Source organism: Promicromonospora sp. MEB111 (assembly GCF_030209445.1).
Classification (GTDB): domain Bacteria; phylum Actinomycetota; class Actinomycetes; order Actinomycetales; family Cellulomonadaceae; genus Promicromonospora.
On record NZ_JARVSD010000029.1, the window covers coordinates 14,375 to 34,966 of the forward strand.

A 20,592-nucleotide genomic window follows, 5' to 3' on the forward strand; every position below is an offset into this window, starting at 1 on the left:
GGTTGTCGGTGGCCGGGCATAGCGTGAGGCCCGTGACCACACTCCAGAGACGAGTCCTCGTCGTCGCCGTCCTCGGCTCCTTCGTATCGTTCCTCGACGGCACGGTGGTGAGCGTCGCCCTGCCCGCGATCGCGGACGAGCTGGCGGGGCCCGGCATGGAGGCGCTGCCCCTGCAGCAGTGGGTCGTGGACGCGTACCTGATCACCCTCGGCGCGCTGATGCTCGTGGCCGGTTCGATCTCCGACGTCTACGGCCGGCGCCGCGTGCTGGCCGCCGGGCTCGTCGGGTTCGCCCTCGCCTCCATCCTGTGCGCCGTCGCGCCCACCGGTCCCTTCCTCGTGCTCGCGCGTGCCCTGCAGGGGGTGGCCGGTGCCCTGCTGGTGCCGAGCTCCCTGGCGCTGATCATCGCGACGTTCAGCGGCGAGGCGCAGTCCCGCGCGATCGGCCGGTGGACCGCGCTGACCACCAGCGCGATGATCGTGGGCCCGTTCGTGGGCGGCATGCTGGTGGACTTCGCATCGTGGCGCTGGGTGTTCTGGATCAACGTGCCCGTCATCGCCGTGACGCTCTGGCTCCTGCGCGGCGTCCCCGCCGCGGAGGGCGAGCCGGGCCGGCACATCGACGTGCCCGGCGCGATGCTGGCCGCGCTCGGCCTCGCGGGCGTGGTGTTCGGGCTGATCGAGGGGGAGCGGCTCGGCTGGACGTCGCCCGTCATCCTCGTCTCGATCATCGCCGGCGCCGTGATGCTGGTGGCGTTCGTGCTCTACCAGCGGCGGGCGGCGGACCCGATGCTGCCGCTGCGCCTGTTCCGGGCGCGCAACTTCGCCTGGGGCAACCTGGCCACCACGGCGATCTACGGCGCGCTGTCGCTGGGCGGCTTCGTGCTCACCCTGTTCCTGCAGCAGGTCGCGGGGTACTCCGCCACCGCGTCCGGGGTGGCGCAGCTGCCGACGACGATCGCGATGATCGCCCTGTCGGCATGGTTCGGCACGCTCGCCGGCCGGTACGGGCCGCGGCTCTTCATGACCGTGGGGCCGATCGTGGCCGGGGTCGGCTACCTGCTCATGCTCGCCATGGACGAGACCGCGTACTACCCCACGCAGGTGCTGCCCGGTCAGCTCGTCTTCGGGCTCGGCCTCGCGATCACCGTGGCGCCCCTGACGGCCGCGATCCTGGGCGCCGTCCCGACGCACGACGCCGGCATCGGCTCCGCCGTGAACAACGCCGTGGCGCGCGTGGCGGGCCTGGTGACCGTGGCGTTCGCGGGGATCATCACGGGCGGCGTGCTCGACGTCGCGTCGTTCCACCGGGCCCTCCTGGTGACGGCGGGCCTCCTGTTCCTCGGCGGGCTGCTGTCGCTGGTGGGGATCCGGAACGTGCGTGGAGTAGATCCCGACGCAAACCTGGTCAAAACCAGTTAGGTATGCCTAACCTCAGTGCATGGCATTCAAGGGGCGCAAGGCCGTCGACCCGCACGTCGTGATGGCCGAGGTCATCAGCACCAAGCAGGTCTCGCCGAACATGATGCGCGTGACCCTCGGCGGCGACGAGCTCGACCGGTTCACGCCCGCCGGCTACGACCAGTGGTTCCGCCTGTTCCTGCCGCGCGCCGAGCAGGACATGCTGCGCCTGCCCACGCGCACCTCCGGGCTCTGGTACGCCGAGTACCTCACCACGCCCAAGGCCCGCCGGCCGTGGGTGCGCAACTACACCGTCCGCGCCGCGCGCCCCGACCTGAACGAGCTCGACGTCGACTTCGTGCTGCACGCGGGGGACGACGAGGAGGCCGGGCACGACGGCGGACATGCCGTCGGACCGGGGGCCGGCTTCGCCCAGGCCGCCGAGCAGGGCCTGCGCGTCGGCCTGCTCGACCAGGGCGTCGCCTACAACCCGCGGCACGACCACGACTGGACGCTCCTGGTCGCCGACGAGTCCGGCCTGCCCGCCGTCGCGGGCATCTGCGAGTCCCTGCCCGACGACGCGCGCGGCCTCGCCGTCGTCGAGGTACCCACGGCCGCGGACAAGCAGGAGTTCCGCGCCCCGACCGGCGTCGAGGTGCGCTGGGTGGTGCGGTCCGACGCCGACCCGCACGCCGTCCCCGGGCAGGCGGCGCTCGCGGAGCTGTGCGCCCTGGACCTGGCGGGGCGCACCGGTGACGTGTACGCCTTCACGATCGGCGAGTCGGCGCTGGCCACGGGCGCGCGCCGGCACCTGGTGGGCGATCGCGGGGTGCCCAAGGCGCACGTCGACTTCGTCGGCTACTGGCGCCACGGCCGCTCGTCCCCGAGCTGAGCTCCGGCGCCGGGCCGGGCTGGTGCTCGCCTGCCGACCACCCAGCCGCGCGGTTAATGCGTTGGCGCGTGGGGGCGGCTGTGCCAGGGTCCCCGCATGACTTCATTCGTCTCGCACGTGACCGTGGACTCCTCCGACGCGTACACGCTGTCCGAGTGGTGGAAACCGGTGCTCGGCTACCAGGACGTGCCCGGCGACCCGAACCTGCCCGGTCATGAGGAGTGCATGATCGTCGACCCCGACGGCGAGGGGGTGGACGTGCTGTTCGTCGAGGTGCCGGAGGCCAAGACGGTCAAGAACCGGGTGCACCTCGACCTGCGTCCGCGCGCGGACCTGCGCGACGTCGAGGTCGAGCGGGTCAAGGCGCTCGGGGCCACCGTCGTCGACGACCACCGCGGGATCTACGGTCCCGGATCGGGCTGGGTGACCTTCGCCGACCCGGAGGGCAACGAGTTCTGCGTCCTGCGCTCGCGGGAAGAGGTCGGCGCCGCCGACCAAGCGGCCGACCAAGTAGCCGAGCAGGCCGCCGAGCAAGCGACCCAGCAGTCCGCCCCGGCCGAACCCGCCGACGCATGAGCGACTGGACGATCCGGCCCGAGGCGCCGGAGGACTTCCCCGCGATCCGCACGGTGCAGGTCGCGGCCTTCGACGAGGACCGGGTCGCCGACGGCGTCGACCGCATCCGCGAGTCCTGGATCTACCGCCCGGCGCTCTCGCTGGTGGCGGTGTCCGACGGCGCGGTGGTGGGCCACGTCATGATCACCGGCTGCACCGTCACGGGCGAGGCCGGAGAGCGCGAGGTCGCGATGCTCACCCCGCTCGGCGTCGTACCGGAGCACCAGCGGCGCGGCATCGGTTCGGCCCTGGTCCGGGCCGTGCTCGCGGGTGCCGAGCAGGCGGGCGAGCCCTTCGTCGTGCTGGAGGGCAGTCCGGCGTACTACGGGGCGCTCGGATTCGTCGCGGCCCGCGACCACGGGATCGAGATGCAGCTGCCGGACTGGGCCCCGCCCGAGGCGGGCCAGGTCCACCTCCTGCCGGCCTACGACCCGGCCGACGCGAGCCTGCGCGGCGCGATCAGCTACCCACCGGTCTACGGCTGATCCCCACGCGGGCCCGGGCCCGGCCTGATCCCAGGCCTGCCTCCCTGCGGTCGGCAGTACTCGGGTGGCCGGCCCCCCGAGCCACCCGGCCAGGGGGGAGGGTCAGACCCGGACCACGACCTTGCCGCGGGTGTGGCCGGACTCGTTGGCCCGGTGGGCGTCGGCCGCGTCGGCGAGGTCGAAGACCTGCGCCACCTCGACGGACAGCTTGCCGGCGTCGAACAGCGCGGTGAGCGCGTCGAGGTCGGCGGTCGACGGACGCACCCACACGTAGTGCCCGCCGTGCTCGGAGCGGGCGGTGGGGTCCGTGATCGAGGCGACCGTGCCGCCGTCGGCCAGGAGCTCGGTGCTGGCGGCGACCGTGCCGCCGCCCACGAAGTCCAGGACCACGTCGACGCCCTCCGGGGCGAGCGCGCGGACGCGGTCGGCCAGGCCGTCGCCGTAGGTGACGGGCTCGGCGCCGAGGCCGCGCAGGAACTCGTGGTTCCGCTCGCTCGCCGTGCCGATGACGCGGGCGCCCAGCGCCCTGGCGATCTGCACCGCGAACGCGCCGACGCCGCCGGCCGCGGCGTGCACCAGCACGGTCTGGCCGTCCCGCACACCGGCCCGCTGGATCGCCTGGTAGGCGGTGAGGCCCGCGAGCGGCACCGCCGCGGCCTCCTCGAAGCTCAGCGACGCCGGCTTGCGCGCCAGGGTGCGCACGGGCGCGGCGACGAGCTCGGCGAACGTGCCGCCGTGCACGGTGTCCTTGCGCACGTAGCCGTACACCTCGTCGCCGACCTGGTACTCGGGGGTGTCCAGGCCCACCTGCTCGATGACGCCCGCGACGTCCCAGCCCGGGATCGCCGGCAGCTCCGCGTCGATGAGGCCCTGCAGGTAGCCCTCGCGGATCTTCCAGTCGACCGGGTTCACCGACGCCGCCCGCACTCGCACCACGACGGTGTCGGGGCCGATGTGCGGGTCGGGCTGCTCGGTGAGCTCCAGGACGTCGGCGCTGCCGAACCGTGCATACGTGATCGCTCGCATGCAGGCGACAACCTGCCTGGCGGACGCCGGTATTCCGCGCACGCCGCACCAGCCGGGCACAGACCGCTGTTGCATCGGTAATAGTGTGCCAAGCGCCCCCGGGTCGCCCGACCTCGGTGCGCTTCTACCCAGCCATTGGGCCCGGAAACGACCTGATCACGGGCCCGATGACTGGGTAGAAACGCACTTCGCGGCACGTCGCCGCGCTCGTCCGGCCCACGGCGTCACCCGTGACCAGGGGTGTCCACGACGACCTCCGCCGGCGTCTTCTCCGGACGCCAGCCCCGCCACACCGAGTGCCGCATGCGCCGCTCGCCCGACGCGCCGTCCGGACCCTCGGCCCAGTCCGCGTACGTCACCTCGCCCACCAGGCTGGGCGTGACCCAGCGGGCGTCCGAGGCGTCCTCCGCGGGCACGCCGGACACGCCCGGCGTCTTGCGCTCCATGCCCCGCAGCCGCGTGGTGATCTCCCGGCGCTCGCGCTCGGAGAAGCCCGTGCCCACCCGGCCGACGTAGCGCAGGCCGGAGTCGTCGCCGCTCGCGTCCGGCACCGCCATGAGCAGCGAGCCCATCACGGAGGCGTCGGCGCGGCCCGGCCGCCAGCCCACGACCACCACCTCCTGCATGGCCTGGTGCTTGATCTTGAGCCACTCGTGCGAGCGCCGTCCGGCGTAGGTGGAGGTGCGGCGCTTGGCGACCACGCCCTCCAGCCGGAGGGTGCGCGACGTGCGGAGGGCGGCCTCCAGGTCACCGTCGAACGCGGGCGGGAGGTGCACGGGCGCGCTCGGCGTGACCAGGGACTCCAGGAGCTCCCGCCGCTCGGTGTAGGGGCGGGCGGTGACGTCGTCGCCGTCGGCGACCAGCACGTCGAACAGCATGAGGTCCACCTGGACCTGGGCCTTGGCGCGCGCGACGTCGCGCTCCTTGCGCAGGTTGGCGCGGTGCTGGAGGCGGCGGAAGTCGGGGCGGCCGGCGCGGTCGAGGGCGACGATCTCGCCGTCGAGCACGACGGGCAGGCGGGCGGCGTCGACCTGGCCCGCGAGCGCGGCGAGCTCGGGGAACGTGACGGTGAGGTCCTGCCCGGAGCGGCTGACCAGGCGCAGGGTCTCGGGGTCCTGGACGTGGGCGAGGGTGCGGAAGCCGTCCCACTTCATCTCGAAGGCCCAGTCGTCGGGCCGGGTGAGGTCCCCGGGTGCGGCGGCGGTGGCGAGCATGGGCCGACGCCGTTCGTCCCGCTGGGTACCGGTCGTCCGGCTGGTCGGTGCTGTCGTGCGCGACGCCGGCGCCGCGCCGTCCGGTCCTGTGCCGTCCGCTCCGGTGCCGTCCGCTCCGGTGTCGTCCGGGGAGGCGGTGCTCGTGTGGCCGGCGGGGCCCGGCGCGCCGGCGCCGTCCGGCTGGGCCTTGGTCAGGTGGATCAGCCAGTTGTTCTCGGCGTCGCCGTCGCGCCCGCCGGTGCGGATCAGGGCGAGCCGCCGGGCCCCGCGCTCGGCGGAGCGCAGCGTGACGATCACCTCGTCGTCGCGCCACTTCTCCAGCTCGTAGGTGCCGGAGTCCCAGATCGTGACGGCGCCCGCGCCGTACTCGCCGCCGGGGATGCTGCCCTCGAACGTGCCGTACTCGAGGGGGTGGTCCTCGGTCTGGACGGCCAGGTGGTTCTTCGCGGGGTCGGTGGGTTCGCCGCGGGGGAGGGCCCAGCTCACCAGGACGCCCTCGTGCTCCAGCCGGAAGTCCCAGTGCAGGCGGCGGGCGTGGTGCTCCTGGATGACGAAGGTGGGGGCGGCCTCTTGGTCCGCGTCGCCCGGGGAGGCCGCGGAGCCCGCGTCGCCCTGGCCGGCCTCGTCGTCCGTGCCGGACGGCGAGGCGCTGGTCGCGGGCCCGAACGGCTCCGGGGTCTTCGCCGGATCACGCTTGGCGCGGTAGGTCTCCAGCTTCTGGAAGGTGGCCAGGCGCTCCGACGTCGGTTCCAGGGCGGCGAGGTGCCCTTCCAGCAGAGGTGCGAGGAGGTCGCCGTCGGCCGCGATGCGCGCGACCACGTCCTCGGGCGTGAGCTGGGCGAGGTCCGGGTCCTCCAGCTCCGCCCAGGTGCGGGGCGCGGCGACCCAGGGCCGGTCGAGCCCGCGCAGGGAGTAGGGCGCGATGGTGGTCTTGCTGCCGTTGTTCTGCGACCAGTCGACCAGCACCTTGCCCGACCGCAGGGCCTTGCTCATGTCGCTGACGACCAGGTCGGGGTGCTCGGCCTCCAGGTACCGGGCGAGCTCGTGCGCCACGGCGGACACGGCGTCGGAGTCGAGCCGGGTGTCGGCCGCCTTGCCGAGGGCCGCGTACAGGTGGATGCCCTTGGACCCGGACGTGACGGGGTACGGCTCCAGGTCCATGCCGCGCAGGATCTCGCGGGCCCAGCGCGCCACCTCGGCGCACTCGGCGAGCCCGGCGCCGGGCCCGGGGTCGAGGTCCAGCACGAGGCGGTCCGGGTCGAGGCGCGCCCCCGTGCGGCCGAACTGCCACTGCGGGGTGTGCAGCTCCAACGTCGCGGTCTGGCCGAGCCAGGTCAGGGTCGCCAGGTCGTTGACCAGCACGTAGTCGTTGGCCGACTTCTTGTGCTGGATCGACCGGCGCTTGACCCAGTCGGGGGTGGAGGCGTCGAGGTTCTTCTGGAAGAACATCTGCCCGCTGGTGCCGTCGGGCCAGCGCTTGCGGGTCGCGGGGCGGTTGGCCGCGTGCGGCAGCAGCACGGGGGCCACCTCCGCCAGGTAGTGCAGCACCTCGCCCTTGGTGGTGCCCGACGCCGGGTACAGCACCTTGTCGAGGTTGCTCAGGCGCAGGCGGTGGCCGTCCACCGTGACCGTCTGCGTCGTCGCCATCCCACCATCGTGCCGCCGGTCGGCCTCGTGCGCTCGGAGTCGTGCCCGGAGTCGGCGAGATCACTCGAACGGTGTAGAGGCCGGGTGAAGAACTCCGCTAGGCTCCCGCGAGTGATTTCTGACATCTCGATCGACGTGTCCGTGGCGCCCCTCTCGGCTGCCGCCGCCGCTCCCTCGATCGGCCGGCCCGAGCGGCTCACCGTCTACGGCGCCGAGTGGTGCCGGGACTGCCGGCGCAGCAAGGCCGTGCTCGACGTCCGGCGCGTGGACTACGTCTACGTGGACCTCGCCGCGCACCCCACCCGGGCCGACGAGGCCGAGGCGCTGACCGGGCGAAAGACCATCCCGGTGCTGGTCTTCCCGGACGGCGAGCAGCTCGTGGAGCCCACCAACGCCGAGCTCTGCGCGAAGCTGGACCGCGCGGGCCTCTGACGCCGGCCCAGGACTAAACCTGGGCATGTCGTGCGCTTGGGGCGCACCATAGAAGGATGAGGGCGATCTGGAAGGGTGCCGTGACCTTCGGTCTCGTCAACGTCCCGGTCAAGCTGTACAGCGCGACCGAGGACCACGACGTGCCGTTGCACCAGGTGCATGACGCCGACGGCGGACGCATCAGGTACAAGCGCGTGTGCGAGATCGACGGCGAGGTGGTGCCGTACGAGCACATCGACCGGGCCTACGACGACGGTGAGCGCACCGTGGTGCTCACCAAGCAGGACCTCGCCGACCTGCCCGCCGAGCGGGACCGGGAGATCTCGGTGGTCGAGTTCGTGCCCAGCGAGCAGATCGACCCGATCATGTTCGACCGGACCTACTACCTGGAGCCGGACTCCAAGTCCACGAAGGCGTACGTGCTGCTGCGCCGCACGCTGGAGGAGACCGACCGCACGGCGGTCGTGAAGTTCGCGCTCCGGCAGCGCACCCGGCTCGCGGCGCTGCGGGTCCGGGAGGAGATCCTGGTGCTGCAGACCCTCCTGTGGGCCGACGAGATCCGCGAGGCCGCGTTCCCGTCCCTCGACGAGCCGGCGAAGGTGAGCGCCAAGGAGCTGACGATGTCGGCCCAGCTCGTCGGCAGCTTCGAGGCGGACTTCACGCCCGAGGACTACGAGGACGACTACCAGGTGCAGCTGCGCAAGCTCGTGGACGCGAAGCTGGAGGCGGGCGAGACCGTCGACACGGCGGCGACGTTCGGCGAGCAGGCCGAGGAGGAGGGCGAGGGCGCCGAGGTCGTGGACCTCATGGAGGCCCTGAAGCGCAGCGTCGCGGACGCCAAGAAGTCCCGCAAGACCGGCTGACCTCTCCCGCACGGCTGGGCTTGGCGCGGGGTCAGGCGGGGCGCGGCCGGGCACGCCGTCGGACGGCGGCGTCGTCCGCCCTCGCGGCGGGTGGGTGCGGCGGACGCATGAAAAGGTAGAGGAGATGAGTCGTCCCAACCCGCCCCGCTGGCTGCGCTGGACCCTTGCGGGAGTGGCAGCCGCCCTGTTCTGCCTGATGTTCGGGATCACGACGGCGAGAGCCGACCTCAGTCTCGGCCCGCACGAGGCCACCTACGCGGTCACCGCGGACGACCAGATCGTCGCCGACCTCGGCCCGCTCGGCACGGTCGTGACCGACTCCCCGCTGCCCCTGACCCTCGGGGTGCGGATCACGGTGCACGAGATCCCCACCGACCTCTCGGCGGTGGACGCGGCCAGCTTCGACGCGCTGGCGGGCGACCTCGACGGGTACCTGCAGTTCTTCGACACCCCGCAGCGCACGGTGCGCACCGTGGCGTGGGCGCTGGCCTGGGACGCGCTGCGCGGGGCGGCCGCCGCGGCGGTGGTGCTGGTCGGGGTCGCGTTCGGTCTGCGGGCCCTGCTCGGCGTCGCCCGACGGCGGGAGCTCGCCCGCACCTTCGCATCCCGCACCTGGGAGATCACCGCCGCCGGCCTCGTCGTCGTGCTGGTGGCCGCGACCGCCACGGCGAGCGCCGGGCCCGAGGAGCGGGCCGCGCTGCCGGCCTCGCCGGTGTTCGCGGGGACGGCTCTGGAGGGCGCCCGGATCACGGGCCGGCTGGCGGGCGTGATCGACACGTACAGCAGCCAGCTCGTGGAGACCTACCAGGCCAACGAGGTGTTCTACGCGGGTGCCCGGGAGAAGCTGCTGGCGGCGTGGGACGCCCGGGTCGCGGAGCAGGAGGCGGCGCAGGGCGAGGAGGGGCCGACGGCGTCGGGCAGCCCCGAGGAACCGGACTACGTGACGTTCCTGCTGGTCTCCGACCTGCACTGCAACACGGGGATGACGCCGCTGATCCGTGACCTCGCGGACCGGCTGGCGCCCGACGTGATGCTCAATGCCGGGGACACCACGATCAACGGGACGAGCGTGGAGTCGGTCTGCGTGGACTCGTTCGCCTCGGCGGTGCCGGACGGCGTCCCGTTCGTCGTGTCGGACGGCAACCACGACTCGCGCCTGACGACGGCCACGGAGCTGGCCAACCGGCAGATCGTGCTCGACGGGGAGATCGTCGAGGTGGAGGGCGTGCGGATCCTGGGGGACCGGGACCCGCTGGAGACGCGGATCGGCGGCGGCACGGTGGTCGCGCGCGAGGAGACGCCCGAGCAGGCCGGCGAGCGCCTGCGGGACGTGGCGTGCGAGGCGGCCGGGGAGGCCGGGCTGGGCGGGTTCACGGAGGAGGACCGGGTGGACCTGCTGATGATCCACCAGCCCGCGGTCGGCGACGCGGCCCTGGAGTCGGGCTGCGTGCCGTTCCAGATCTCGGGGCACATGCACACGCGGATCGGCCCCGACGTGGTGGGTTACGGCGTGCGGTACGTGAACGCGAGCACCGGTGGTGCCACCAAGGGGAACACCTCGGTGGGTCCGCTGCGCGACACCTCCGAGATGACGGTGCTGCGGTTCGACCCGGAGCGGCGGCAGTTCGTGGACTGGCAGCTCGTCGAGGTGACGCCCGAGGGCGAGGCGGCCGTGAGCGAGCGTCAGGTGATCCCGCCGGCCGTCCCGCTGCCGGACGAGGTGCCCGGCGACGTTCCGGGTGACGTACCGGATGCCGGGCCCTCGCCGTCGTCGTCGGCGTCGGGCAACTAGGCTCGGGGCGTGGAGATCACAACCGACCCGGCCGAGCTGACGCCCGTTGCCCAGGACTACCTGAAGGCGGTGTGGTCGGCCCAGGAGTGGTCGGACGAGAAGGTGACCACCAAGCATCTGGCCGACCGGCTGGGCGTGGGCGCCTCCACGGTGTCCGAGACGGTGCGCCGGCTGAGCGGCCAGGGGCTGCTGGAGCACGAGCGGTACGGCGCGATCCGGCTGACGGACGAGGGTCGCAGGCTCGCGCTGGTGATGGTGCGCCGCCACCGGCTCCTGGAGACGTTCCTCGTGGAACAGCTCGGGTACGGGTGGGACGAGGTGCACGACGAGGCCGAGGTGCTGGAGCACGCGGTCTCGGACGTCTTCGTGGAGCGGATGGCGGCGCGGCTGGGCAACCCGTCGCGCGATCCGCACGGCGACCCGATCCCGTCGGCCGACGGCACGGTGGTGCGGCCCGACGCGGTGCCGCTGTCGTCGATGCACGCGGGCGACGCGGGCACGGTGGTGCGGATCTCCGACGCCGACCCGGAGGCGCTGCGGTACCTCGCCGAGCTGGGCCTGGACCTGGACATCCGCGTGGAGGTCACCACGCGGCGCGAGTTCGCCGGGACGGTCGCCGTGGCCTGGACCTGCACGCCGGCCCCCGGGGCCGACGGCGCGGCGGGTGGTGCTGGTGGGTCCGACGCCGACGAGCGGGTGGCCGATCTCGGCCTGCTGGCGGCCTCCCGCGTCTGGGTAGCGCAGGAGTAGGCTGCTCCCCGTTCCCTCTTGCTCGTCGCCGGTGTCGTCGACGGTAGACCGAATCGATACGACACTTCCGGAGACCTCATGGCGAGCAGTGCACCCCAGAACGCCCCGGGCCAGGCTTCGGGCACCGGCTCGATGCGCCGCGCCGCACCCGCGCTCGTCGCGCTGGCGGTGGGCGGGTTCACCATCGGCACCACCGAGTTCGCCGCGATGGGCCTGCTGCCCGACGTCGGCCTCGACCTCGGCGCGACCGACCCGCAGGTGGGGCACACCATCACCGCGTACGCGCTCGGCGTGGTGGTCGGGGCGCCGCTGCTGACCGTGGCCGCGGCGCGGATGTCGCGCAAGCGCCTGCTGCTGGCGCTGATGGGGTTCTACACGGTGGCGAACGTGCTGTCCGCCGCGGCGCCCGACATCGGCTGGCTCGTGGTCGGGCGCTTCTTCGCGGGGCTGCCGCACGGCGCGTTCTTCGGCGTCGGCGCCGCGGTCGGTGCCGCCGTGGCCGGCCCCGCCCAGCGCGGGCGGGCCGTCGCGACGATGATGACCGGCCTGACCATCGCGAACGTCGTCGGCGTGCCCCTGTCCACGTGGGTGGGCCAGGCGTTCGGCTGGCGCGTCTCCTACGTGCTGATCGGCGTGCTGGGCATCGCCACGCTCCTGGGGCTCTGGCGGCTGATCCCGGCCGGCGCGGGCGGTGAGGGCCGCTCGGTGCGCACCGAGCTGGCGACCCTGCGCAACGGGCCGCTGTGGTTCGCGTTCGTGGCCGGCGCGATCGGGTTCGGCGGCATGTTCGCCGTCTACACGTACGTGGCCCCCACCGTGACGGGCGTGACCGGCCTGCCCGGTGGCGCCGTGCCGTGGGTGCTCGCCCTGTTCGGCGTCGGCATGACGGTCGGCACGCAGATCGGCGGGCGGCTGGCCGACCGGGGCGTGCTGCGCGCGGTCCTGATCGGCTTCGTGGCCACCGCGGCCTCCCTCGTGCTGTTCGCGCTGACCGGCGCCTCGGTGGTGCCAGCGCTCGTCTCCCTGTTCCTGCTGGGCGTCACCTCGCAGATGCTGGGGCTCGCGTTCCAGACCCGGCTCATGGACCTGGCGCCCGGCGCGCCGTCGCTGGGCGCCGCGCTGTGCCACGCCGGGCTCAACGTGGCCAACGGCGCCGGAGCGTTCCTGGGCGGCGTGGTCATCGACGCGGGCTGGGGCTACCTGGCGCCCGCGTGGGCCGGCGCCGTCGTCACCGTCCTGGGCCTCGGCCTGATCGTGGCGTTCGGGCGGCAGCGAGTGGTGCACCAGCCGACGGAGACCGCACTGTGACCCGGGTCTCAGCAATGTCCCAGACTGCGCCGGTAGCGTAGGGCGGGTGACTGAGACCGGGGCGACCACGACGTCGTCGGACAGCTCGATGGACAGCTCGCCGGACGGCGAGAACGAGGTCGCCACGTACGGACCCAAGCCGCTCGGCGGCCGGGCCGTGGCGCTGCTCCTGGTGGTGCTGGGCGCGGTCGGTTTCGCCGCGTCGTTCGCCCTGGCCTGGGAGAAGTACCTCAAGCTCCTCGACCCGGACCGGACGGCGTCCTGCAGCATCAACCTGTTCGTCGACTGCGGCGCCGCGATGTCGTCGTGGCAGGGTGCCCTGCTCGGCTTCCCCAACCCCTACCTGGGTGTCGCGGCGTTCCCCGTGGTGATCACCACGGGTGTGGTGCTGCTGGTCGGCGCCCGCCTGCCGCGCTGGTACTGGATGTCGCTCCTGGCCGGTACCGTGCTGGGCCAGGCGCTCGTGTTCTTCCTGATGTGGACCAGCTTCTACGCGATCGTGGCGCTGTGCCCCTACTGCATGGTCGTGTGGACCATCATGTGGCCGCTGCTCTGGTACCAGCTGGTGCGCGGCGTGCAGTCGGGCGACCTGCCCGCGAGCGCCGGCCTGCGGAACGCCATGGTGGGCAACCGGCACATCATCCTGGTCATCGGCTACGTCGCGGCCGTGGCCTGGCTGATGCTGGCGGTGGGCGGGCCCCTGATCGACTCGTTCTGACCGCTCCGCGTCGCGGGCCGCGGTCGACGCGGCTCCTTGTGCCCGCGGGGCACGTCCCTGGAGGTGTGTTGCGCTGCGTGGACAGTGTCTACGCGGCGCAACACACCTCTTTGCCGTCTTCCCGCGCGGCGGGCCCGTGCGGGATCAGCGGCGCGGGTTCAGCGGCGCAGGTTCAGCGGCGCAGCGCCTCGCGCAGCACCCGGCCCTCGCTGGCCGACGGCGGCGCGTAGCCCAGCAGCGCCGAGATCGTCGGCGCGACGTCGACGTGGCGCGGGTCGCGCGGATGCGCCCCCGGGCGGACGCCCGCCCCGGCGAGGACGAGCGGGATGCGCAGCTCGGTGGTCGCGCCGTGGCGGCCGGCCGGGTCCGCGGGCGTGGCCCCGAACGACCAGCCGGGCATCGGCTCCACGAGCAGGTCGCCGTGGTTCGGGCTCATGCGCATCCGGCGCTGGTCGGCCTTGTCGAAGACGTTCCGCACCTGGGGGAGCGCCGTCAGCGCTCGCTCCAGGCGGCGGACGGCGGCGCGGTCGCCGGCCCGCTCGCCGACGAGGCGCACGTCGGCGACCCCGCCCACGACGATCACGACGTCGGTCCCGGGCGCGGGGGACTGTCCGCTGGTCAGGACCTGCGGGGTGAAGCCGGCCGCCTCGATCGCCGCGAGCCCCTCGGTGGCGAACCCCTTGTCGAAGGTGGTCATGCCGTGGTCGCCCGTGATGACGAACGCCGTGCTGTCGTGGACGCCGGCCTCCTTCGTGGCGGCGACGATGCGCCCGATCTGCTGGTCGATGTCCTCCAGGGCGCCCGGGATGCGGGGGTCGGCGTCGCCGCCGTCGTGCCCGATCGCGTCGAGGGTGTCGCAGTAGACGGCCATGAGGTCGGGGATGCCGCTGGTCGTGACGAGCTGGCCGTTCGAGCTGACGGGCTCGCCGCGCAGCACGGACACGACGTCGTCGGTGCGGCGCGCGCAGTCGCCGCCGGGCTGCGTGTACAGGGCGTCGGGGTCGCCGAAGGTGACGCCGTGGTTCTGCAGGATGAACCACTGCGACGAGAAGACGGTGCCGCCCTGCTCCCGGATCGACTCCGCGACGGTCGGCACGGCGAGGTCGCGCTGCTGTCCCCGCGCGGTGTCGGTCGCGGGGTCGAACCAGTAGGCGGTGTTGTGGTGGGTCGCGGGCCAGGAACCGGTGGCGACGGACGACCACGACGGGTTGGTGATCGAGGTCATCACGCCGGTGGAGGTGGTCACGCTGCCGCGGCGCAGGAGGGCGCGCAGGTTCGGCATCTCGACGGTGCCGGGGGAGCCGGCGCCGTCGCGCACCAGGTCGAGGTACTCGACGTCGAACCCGTCCAGGGCGAGGAAGATCACGTGGTCGGCGTGGGCGGCGGTGCTGCTCCGGGCGTCGTCGTCGGGCAGCGGCGCGGCGGCGGCGGTCGAGGCCGTCCACAGGGTCGCGGCGGCGATGCTGGCGGCGAGGATCTTTCGCGACGAGGGCATCATGCGGACAATTCGAGCACCCGGGTGGAGAACTTCGGGGGAGGTGCGGGCGAATGTCGGATGAACGCCGGGGCCTGTGGACGAACGAGGGCCGCGCACCCGCACGGTCGGTAGACTCGGGCGGGTGACCATGCCCGACGCACCCGAGCGCACCACGTCTCCCGACGAGCCCCGTTTCCGCTACACCCCGACCCTCGCGCAGCAGATCGAGCTGCGCTGGCAGGACATCTGGGAGGAGCGCGGCACGTTCCACGCGGCGAACCCGCAGGGGCGACTTACGGGGCCGGGCGGGAGCCCGGCGGCGGGCGACCCGTACTTCATCATGGACATGTTCCCGTACCCCTCGGGTGCGGGCCTGCACGTGGGCCACCCGCTGGGCTACATCGCCACGGACGTGACCGGGCGCTTCCGCCGCATGCGCGGCGACAACGTGCTGCACGCGCTGGGCTACGACGCCTTCGGCCTGCCCGCCGAGCAGTACGCCGTCCAGACGGGCCAGCACCCGCGGACCACCACCGAGGCCAACATCGGCAACATGCGCAGGCAGCTGCGCCGCCTCGGCCTGGGCCACGACTCGCGCCGTACGTTCGCGACCATCGACCCCGAGTACGTCCGCTGGACGCAGTGGATCTTCCTGCAGATCTTCGAGTCCTGGTACGACGCCGACGCCGAGCGCCCCGGCCCCGTGACGGGGGCGGGCGACGGCCGCGGCCGGGCGCGCCCCATCGCCGAGCTGCGCGCCGAGCTGGCCGCGGGCACGCGGCCCGTCCCCGGGCACGACGGCGACAACGCCGGCGGCGCCGTCTGGGCTGCGCTGAGCGAGCCGGAGCAGCGCGACGTCATCGACGGGCAGCGGCTCGCCTACGTCGACTCCTCGCCGGTCAACTGGTGCCCGGGCCTGGGCACCGTGCTCGCGAACGAGGAGGTCACAGCCGACGGCCGGTCCGAGCGCGGCAACTTCCCCGTCTTCCAGCGCAACCTGCGCCAGTGGAAGATGCGCATCACCGCCTACGCGGACCGCCTCACGGACGACCTGGAGCTCATCGACTGGCCCGAGAAGGTCAAGTCGATGCAGCGCAACTGGATCGGCCGGTCCACGGGCGCCAACGTGCGGTTCGACGTCGTCGGCACCGCCGAGGGCGACCCGGCCGGCGCGGCGGGTTCGCTGGAGGTCTTCACCACCCGTCCGGACACGCTGTTCGGCGCCACGTTCATGGTGGTCGCCCCGGAGCACCCGCTGCTCGACGAGGTCCCCGCGGCCTGGCCCGACGGCACGCGCTCCGCGTGGACCGGCGGGTACGACACCCCGGTCGAGGCCGTCGCCGCCTACCGGCGCGAGGCGTCCGCGAAGACCGCCGTCGAGCGGCAGGCCGACGCCGGCAAGAAGACCGGCGTGTTCACCGGCCACCTGGCCGTCAACCCCGTCAGCGGCCTCCAGGTCCCGGTCTTCACCGCGGACTACGTGCTCATGGGCTACGGCACCGGCGCCATCATGGCCGTCCCGGGCGGCGACGAGCGCGACTTCGCGTTCGCCGAGGCCTACGACCTGCCGGTGATCTACACGGTCGAGCCGACCGGTGGCCTGCCGGAGGACCACACCGGTGCGTACGCGGGCGACGGCGTCGCCGTGCGGTCCGCGAACGACGAGATCTCGCTCGACGGCCTCGGCGTCGTCGAGGCCAAGGCGAAGATCATCGCCTGGCTGGAGAGCAAGAACATCGGCGAGGGCACCACCACCTACCGCCTCAACGACTGGCTGTTCAGCCGCCAGCGCTACTGGGGCGAGCCGTTCCCGGTGGTGTGGGACGAGGACGACCGCCCGGTGGCGATCCCCGACGCGATGCTGCCGGTGGACCTGCCGGACGTGCCCGACTACGCGCCGCGCACCTTCGACCCGGAGGACGCCAACTCCGAGCCCGAGGCGCCGCTGGGCCGCAACGACGACTGGGTGCACGTCACCCTCGACCTGGGCGACGGGCCCAAGAAGTACCGCCGCGACACCAACACGATGCCCAACTGGGCCGGGTCGTGCTGGTACTACCTGCGCTACCTCGACCCCGCCGAGACCTCGGCGGCGGCGCTGCCCGAGCTCGAGAAGTACTGGCTGGGGCCGCAGCACAACCCGACGTCCGGCCCGGCCGGCGGCGTCGACCTCTACGTGGGCGGCGTGGAGCACGCGGTGCTGCACCTGCTGTACGCGCGGTTCTGGCACAAGGTCCTCTTCGACCTGGGCCACGTCACGGGCGTCGAGCCGTTCGGCAAGCTCTTCAACCAGGGCTACATCCAGGCCTACGCCTACACCGACTCGCGCGGCCAGTACGTGCCGGCCGAGGAGGTCGAGGGCGACGAGCAGTCCGGGTTCACCTGGCAGGGCCAGCCCGTCAACCGTGAGTACGGGAAGATGGGCAAGTCGCTCAAGAACGTCGTGACGCCCGACGAGATGTACGAGCAGTACGGCGCCGACACGTTCCGCGTCTACGAGATGTCGATGGGCCCGCTGGACCTGTCGCGCCCGTGGGAGACCCGCGCCGTCGTCGGGTCGCAGCGGTTCCTGCAGCGGCTGTGGCGCAACGTCGTCTCGGAGGAGACGGGCGAGCTCACCGTGACGGACGACGAGCCCGACACCGCGACCCTGCGCGCCGTGCACCGCACCATCGCGGACGTCCGCGTCGAGATGGAGAACATGCGGCCCAACACCGCGATCGCCAAGCTCATCACGCTGAACAACCACCTCACGGGCCTGTCGGCCGTGCCGCGCACGGCCGTGGAGCCGCTCGTCCTGATGACGGCGCCCATCGCGCCGCACATCGCGGAGGAGCTGTGGTCCCGGCTCGGCCACGAGGAGTCCCTGGCCCACGCGCCGTTCCCGGCCGCCGACGACCAGTACCTCGTGCAGGACACCGTGACCTGCGTGGTCCAGGTGCAGGGCAAGGTGCGTGCCCGGTTCGAGGTCGCCCCGGACATCTCCGCGGAGGACCTGGAGGCGACGGCCCTGGCCGAGCCGAACGTGGTCAAGTTCCTCGACGGCCGCGGCGTCCGCAAGGTGATCGTCCGCGCCCCGAAGCTGGTCAACATCGTCCCGGCCTGACCCCCGTCCCGGCCCGACCGCCCGCCCGGCCGCCTCGTCTGCCGCTGAGTGCTGGATTTTCGCCCTTTTCTGTGTGCCAGAAGGGCGAAAATCCAGCACTCAACTTTTGCCCCTGTGGATAGGCGGCTGGCGAATGAGACACCGTTCAGCATGAAAAGGTGTCATCCAATATCTTCACGGTCGGCGAGGCGCAAGGCCTCGATCTCACGCCGAAACAGATCCGCGCGGCCCGGTTCTCGACGCCGACCACCGGGGTCCGAGTAGCCGATCCTGATCCGTCCCTCATCGATCGTTGCCGTGCCATCGCGCGCGTCGTCCATCCCAACGCCGCATTCGCCCGGACGACGGCGCTCCAGCTGCTCGGCATCGACCTTCCCTGGCAGCTCGCGGATGATCCGGCGATCCACGTCGTGACGCCACGCAGGGGCGAACGGCCGCAGCGGTACCGGATCGCCGCGCACTTCTGCGGGCAGAAGCAACTCGACACGGTCGACCGGTTCGGCCTGCGCATCACGTCCGCGCCGCAGACCTGGCTTCAGGTGTCGCACCGCCTGGACCGGGACAGCCTGGTGGTGCTGGGGGACGCCATGACCCGCCGCAAGAACCCGGCCACGACGGTGGACGCCATGAGTGTGCTTCTGCGCGGGACCTTCAAGATGAGAGGTCTCACCCTCTGCCGGGAGACGATCGAGCTGATCCGGCCGGGCACCGACTCGTCGATGGAGACCCGGCTGCGGCTGATCATCCTGGACGCCGGTCTTCCGGCGCCGGTGGTGAACCTCCCGGTGAGGGCCGACGACGGTCTGTTCCTCGCGCTGCCCGACCTGTCCTACCCGAGGCTCAAGATCGCCATCGAGTACGACGGCGACCACCACCGAACCGATCCCGCGACGTGGCGCCGCGACGTGGAGCGACGGCAGCTTCTCGAAGGCGCCGGCTGGCTGATCATCACGGCGACTGCGGACGACGTCATCCGCCACCCCGAGAGGCTGCTCCGCCGTATCCGCGCCGCCCTGGAACGCCGTCGCCTTCGTTGAGTGCGGGCTTTTCGCCCTTCTGGCACACAGAAAAGGGCGAGAATCCCGCACTCAACGAAGGGGTTAGCGCTTGCGCGTGCCGAAGAGGGAGCGGGTCAGCTCGCGGACCAGGACCGTCCCTGCCGTCTTGGCCAGCGAGGTCACCACGCGGTTGCGGTCGCGGGCGGCCTGCTCCTTGTGCCGGGCCTCCGTCCGCTCCCGGGTCGCGGCCTCCTTCTCGAGCCGGGCGCGCTCCTTGGCGAGCTCCCGCTCGTCCTCGGCCGCGGTGGCCGAACCCTCGGCGGCTGCCTGCCCCGCGGCCTGCTCCTGCGCCTTCGCCTGGAGCAGCTCGAACGCGGACTCCGCGTCGACCGGCGTGCCGTACCTCGCCTGACCGGGAGAGGCGGCGACGACCTGGTCGATCGCGGCGTCCCCGGCCGGGTCCATCGAGGCCTGCGGCGCCCGCACCCGGGTCCACGCGACGGGCGAGGGCGCACCCTTCTCGGTCAGCACGGTGACCACCGCCTCGCCGGTGCCCAGCTCCTGCAGCAGGCGCTCCAGGTCGTACGGCGACGTCGGGAAGGTACGGGCGGCGGCACGCAGCGCCGTGGCGTCGTCGGGCGTGAAGGCGCGCAGCGCGTGCTGCACCCGGTTGCCGAGCTGGGCCAGGACGTCGGACGGCACGTCCTTGGGCGACTGCGTCACGAAGAAGACGCCCACGCCCTTGGACCGGATCAGCCGCACCGTCTGGACCACCTGCTGGAGGAAGTCCTTCGAGGCACCGGTGAACAGCAGGTGCGCCTCGTCGAAGAAGAACACCAGCTTCGGCTTGTCGGCGTCGCCCACCTCGGGCAGGTCCTGGAAGAGGTCCGCGAGCAGCCACATGAGGAACGTCGAGAAGAGCTGCGGACGGTCCTGCACCGCGGGCAGCTCCAGCACGCTCAGCACGCCGAGGTCGCCCTTGGTCGTGATCAGGTCCGACGTCGCGAACGCGGGCTCGCCGAAGAACGCGTCGGCGCCCTGCCCCTCCAGCCCCACGATCTCGCGCAGGATGACGCCCGCCGTGGCCGCCGAGACACCGCCGATGCCCTTGAGCTCTCCCTTGCCCTCGTCCGAGGTCAGGTAGGCGATCACCGACTGCAGGTCCTTGAGGTCCAGCAGGGCCAGGCCCTTCTTGTCGGCCCAGTGGAAGATCAGCGTGAGGCTCGATTCCTGTGTCTCGTTCAGGCCCAGCACCTTGGACATCAGGAGCGGCCCGAAGTCGGTGACCGTCGTGCGGATCGGCACACCCTTGCCGATCCCGCCGAGCGAGTAGAACTCGACCGGGTACTGGGTCGGCCTCCACTCCTGCCCGATGCTGGCCGCGCGCTCCGCGACCTTCGGGTTGTCCGGACCGGGCAGGGCCAGACCGGACAGGTCGCCCTTGACGTCCGCCAGGAAGACGGGCACGCCGGCCAGCGACAGCCCCTCGGCCATGCCCTGCAGCGTCTTGGTCTTGCCGGTTCCCGTGGCGCCCGCCACGAGGCCGTGCCGGTTCAGCATCGAGAGCGCGAAACCGACCTGGACCTGCGGGTTCGGCGTGGCTTCACCGCCGGCCTCGCCCTCCAGGAGGGCGCCCAGCGGGAGCGTGGCCCCGGACGCGTAGCCCGCGGCGACCTCGGCCGCGTAGCCGTCGAGCGGGGAGTCGGGCGTTGCCGGTGCGGGTGCCGACGGCGGAGCCGCACCCTCGGGCCTGCCCGTCTCCGGGGCTGCGGGCGCGGCTGCCCGTTCTGCCTCCTCGAGGGCCTTCTGGGCCGCCGCGGCGGCCTCGCGCAGAGCGGCGAGATCTGGCGTCGATGCATCGGGCATGTC

General features: G+C 72.7%; 16 protein-coding genes. 12 read left to right on the forward strand and 4 right to left on the reverse strand.

The window, feature by feature from the left end; translation table 11 throughout:
• Positions 1–32 precede the first annotated feature (32 nt).
• From QRN56_RS26870 to QRN56_RS26885, 4 genes are all read left to right on the forward strand, one after another.
• Positions 33–1,421, forward strand: a complete 1,389-nt coding sequence (locus QRN56_RS26870; RefSeq protein ID WP_285108477.1) for an MFS transporter — start codon at positions 33–35, stop codon at positions 1,419–1,421.
• 19 nt (positions 1,422–1,440) lie between these two features.
• The gene (locus tag QRN56_RS26875; protein WP_285108479.1) at positions 1,441–2,292 is read left to right on the forward strand and encodes a siderophore-interacting protein; all 852 of its coding nucleotides are present in this window, start codon (positions 1,441–1,443) and stop codon (positions 2,290–2,292) included.
• Between the two features lie 96 nt (positions 2,293–2,388).
• Positions 2,389–2,868, forward strand: a complete 480-nt coding sequence (locus QRN56_RS26880; protein WP_285108481.1) for a VOC family protein — start codon at positions 2,389–2,391, stop codon at positions 2,866–2,868.
• Positions 2,865–3,392: a GNAT family N-acetyltransferase gene (locus QRN56_RS26885; protein ID WP_285108483.1), complete on the forward strand. Its 528-nt coding sequence runs from the start codon at positions 2,865–2,867 to the stop codon at positions 3,390–3,392. Before QRN56_RS26880 ends, QRN56_RS26885 begins: the two co-directional genes overlap by 4 nt.
• Before the next feature lie 102 nt (positions 3,393–3,494).
• On the opposite strand, the gene QRN56_RS26890 is transcribed toward QRN56_RS26885, so the two are convergent.
• Positions 3,495–4,418, reverse strand: coding sequence for an NADP-dependent oxidoreductase (locus QRN56_RS26890; protein WP_285108485.1), 924 nt, complete (start codon positions 4,416–4,418; stop codon positions 3,495–3,497).
• A 224-nt stretch (positions 4,419–4,642) separates the two neighbouring features.
• Positions 4,643–7,279, reverse strand: a complete 2,637-nt coding sequence (locus QRN56_RS26895) for an ATP-dependent DNA ligase (protein WP_285108487.1) — start codon at positions 7,277–7,279, stop codon at positions 4,643–4,645.
• 111 nt (positions 7,280–7,390) lie between these two features.
• Here QRN56_RS26895 and QRN56_RS26900 point away from each other — a divergent pair, with 111 nt between their 5' ends.
• The 6 genes from QRN56_RS26900 to QRN56_RS26925 all read left to right on the forward strand — a co-directional run bounded on the left by QRN56_RS26900 (position 7,391) and on the right by QRN56_RS26925 (position 13,142).
• Positions 7,391–7,711 carry a glutaredoxin family protein gene (locus QRN56_RS26900; RefSeq protein ID WP_350224617.1) on the forward strand — a complete coding sequence of 107 codons (321 nt, stop codon included), beginning with the start codon at positions 7,391–7,393 and terminating at the stop codon, positions 7,709–7,711.
• 56 nt (positions 7,712–7,767) lie between these two features.
• Positions 7,768–8,574, forward strand: a complete 807-nt coding sequence (ku, locus tag QRN56_RS26905; RefSeq protein WP_285108489.1) for a non-homologous end joining protein Ku — start codon at positions 7,768–7,770, stop codon at positions 8,572–8,574.
• 124 nt (positions 8,575–8,698) lie between these two features.
• Positions 8,699–10,366, forward strand: a complete 1,668-nt coding sequence (locus QRN56_RS26910; protein ID WP_285108491.1) for a metallophosphoesterase family protein — start codon at positions 8,699–8,701, stop codon at positions 10,364–10,366.
• Positions 10,367–10,375: 9 nt separating this feature from the next.
• Positions 10,376–11,116 carry a metal-dependent transcriptional regulator gene (locus tag QRN56_RS26915; RefSeq protein WP_285108492.1) on the forward strand — a complete coding sequence of 247 codons (741 nt, stop codon included), beginning with the start codon at positions 10,376–10,378 and terminating at the stop codon, positions 11,114–11,116.
• A 78-nt stretch (positions 11,117–11,194) separates the two neighbouring features.
• A complete protein-coding gene (locus tag QRN56_RS26920; RefSeq protein ID WP_285108493.1) occupies positions 11,195–12,424 on the forward strand; it encodes an MFS transporter in 1,230 nt (409 codons plus the stop codon).
• A 46-nt stretch (positions 12,425–12,470) separates the two neighbouring features.
• Entirely contained in the window at positions 12,471–13,142 is a 672-nt protein-coding gene (locus tag QRN56_RS26925) for a vitamin K epoxide reductase family protein (RefSeq protein WP_285108495.1), read from the forward strand.
• A gap of 172 nt (positions 13,143–13,314) precedes the next feature.
• On the opposite strand, the gene QRN56_RS26930 is transcribed toward QRN56_RS26925, so the two are convergent.
• On the reverse strand, positions 13,315–14,637 hold the full coding sequence (locus QRN56_RS26930) for an alkaline phosphatase family protein (protein WP_285108497.1): 1,323 nt from the start codon (positions 14,635–14,637) through the stop codon (positions 13,315–13,317).
• Between the two features lie 130 nt (positions 14,638–14,767).
• Here QRN56_RS26930 and leuS point away from each other — a divergent pair, with 130 nt between their 5' ends.
• Positions 14,768–17,725: a leucine--tRNA ligase gene (leuS, locus tag QRN56_RS26935; RefSeq protein ID WP_285108499.1), complete on the forward strand. Its 2,958-nt coding sequence runs from the start codon at positions 14,768–14,770 to the stop codon at positions 17,723–17,725.
• 158 nt (positions 17,726–17,883) lie between these two features.
• A complete protein-coding gene (locus tag QRN56_RS26940) occupies positions 17,884–18,762 on the forward strand; it encodes a PDDEXK-like endonuclease domain-containing protein (RefSeq protein WP_285108500.1) in 879 nt (292 codons plus the stop codon).
• Between the two features lie 63 nt (positions 18,763–18,825).
• Here the strand turns inward: QRN56_RS26940 and QRN56_RS26945 are convergent, their stop codons facing one another.
• On the reverse strand, positions 18,826–20,589 hold the full coding sequence (locus tag QRN56_RS26945; RefSeq protein WP_285108502.1) for a helicase HerA-like domain-containing protein: 1,764 nt from the start codon (positions 20,587–20,589) through the stop codon (positions 18,826–18,828).
• Positions 20,590–20,592 lie beyond the last annotated feature (3 nt).

Coding starts and splice junctions, on each gene's coding strand:
- QRN56_RS26875 (WP_285108479.1), top strand. CDS start 1,441: ATGGCATTCAAGGGGCGCAAGGCCGTCGACCCGCACGTCGTGATGGCC.
- QRN56_RS26880 (WP_285108481.1), top strand. CDS start 2,389: ATGACTTCATTCGTCTCGCACGTGACCGTGGACTCCTCCGACGCGTAC.
- QRN56_RS26885 (WP_285108483.1), top strand. CDS start 2,865: ATGAGCGACTGGACGATCCGGCCCGAGGCGCCGGAGGACTTCCCCGCG.
- QRN56_RS26890 (WP_285108485.1), bottom strand. CDS start 4,418: ATGCGAGCGATCACGTATGCACGGTTCGGCAGCGCCGACGTCCTGGAG.
- QRN56_RS26895 (WP_285108487.1), bottom strand. CDS start 7,279: ATGGCGACGACGCAGACGGTCACGGTGGACGGCCACCGCCTGCGCCTG.
- ku (WP_285108489.1), top strand. CDS start 7,768: ATGAGGGCGATCTGGAAGGGTGCCGTGACCTTCGGTCTCGTCAACGTC.
- QRN56_RS26910 (WP_285108491.1), top strand. CDS start 8,699: ATGAGTCGTCCCAACCCGCCCCGCTGGCTGCGCTGGACCCTTGCGGGA.
- QRN56_RS26920 (WP_285108493.1), top strand. CDS start 11,195: ATGGCGAGCAGTGCACCCCAGAACGCCCCGGGCCAGGCTTCGGGCACC.
- QRN56_RS26930 (WP_285108497.1), bottom strand. CDS start 14,637: ATGCCCTCGTCGCGAAAGATCCTCGCCGCCAGCATCGCCGCCGCGACC.
- leuS (WP_285108499.1), top strand. CDS start 14,768: ATGCCCGACGCACCCGAGCGCACCACGTCTCCCGACGAGCCCCGTTTC.
- QRN56_RS26945 (WP_285108502.1), bottom strand. CDS start 20,589: ATGCCCGATGCATCGACGCCAGATCTCGCCGCTCTGCGCGAGGCCGCC.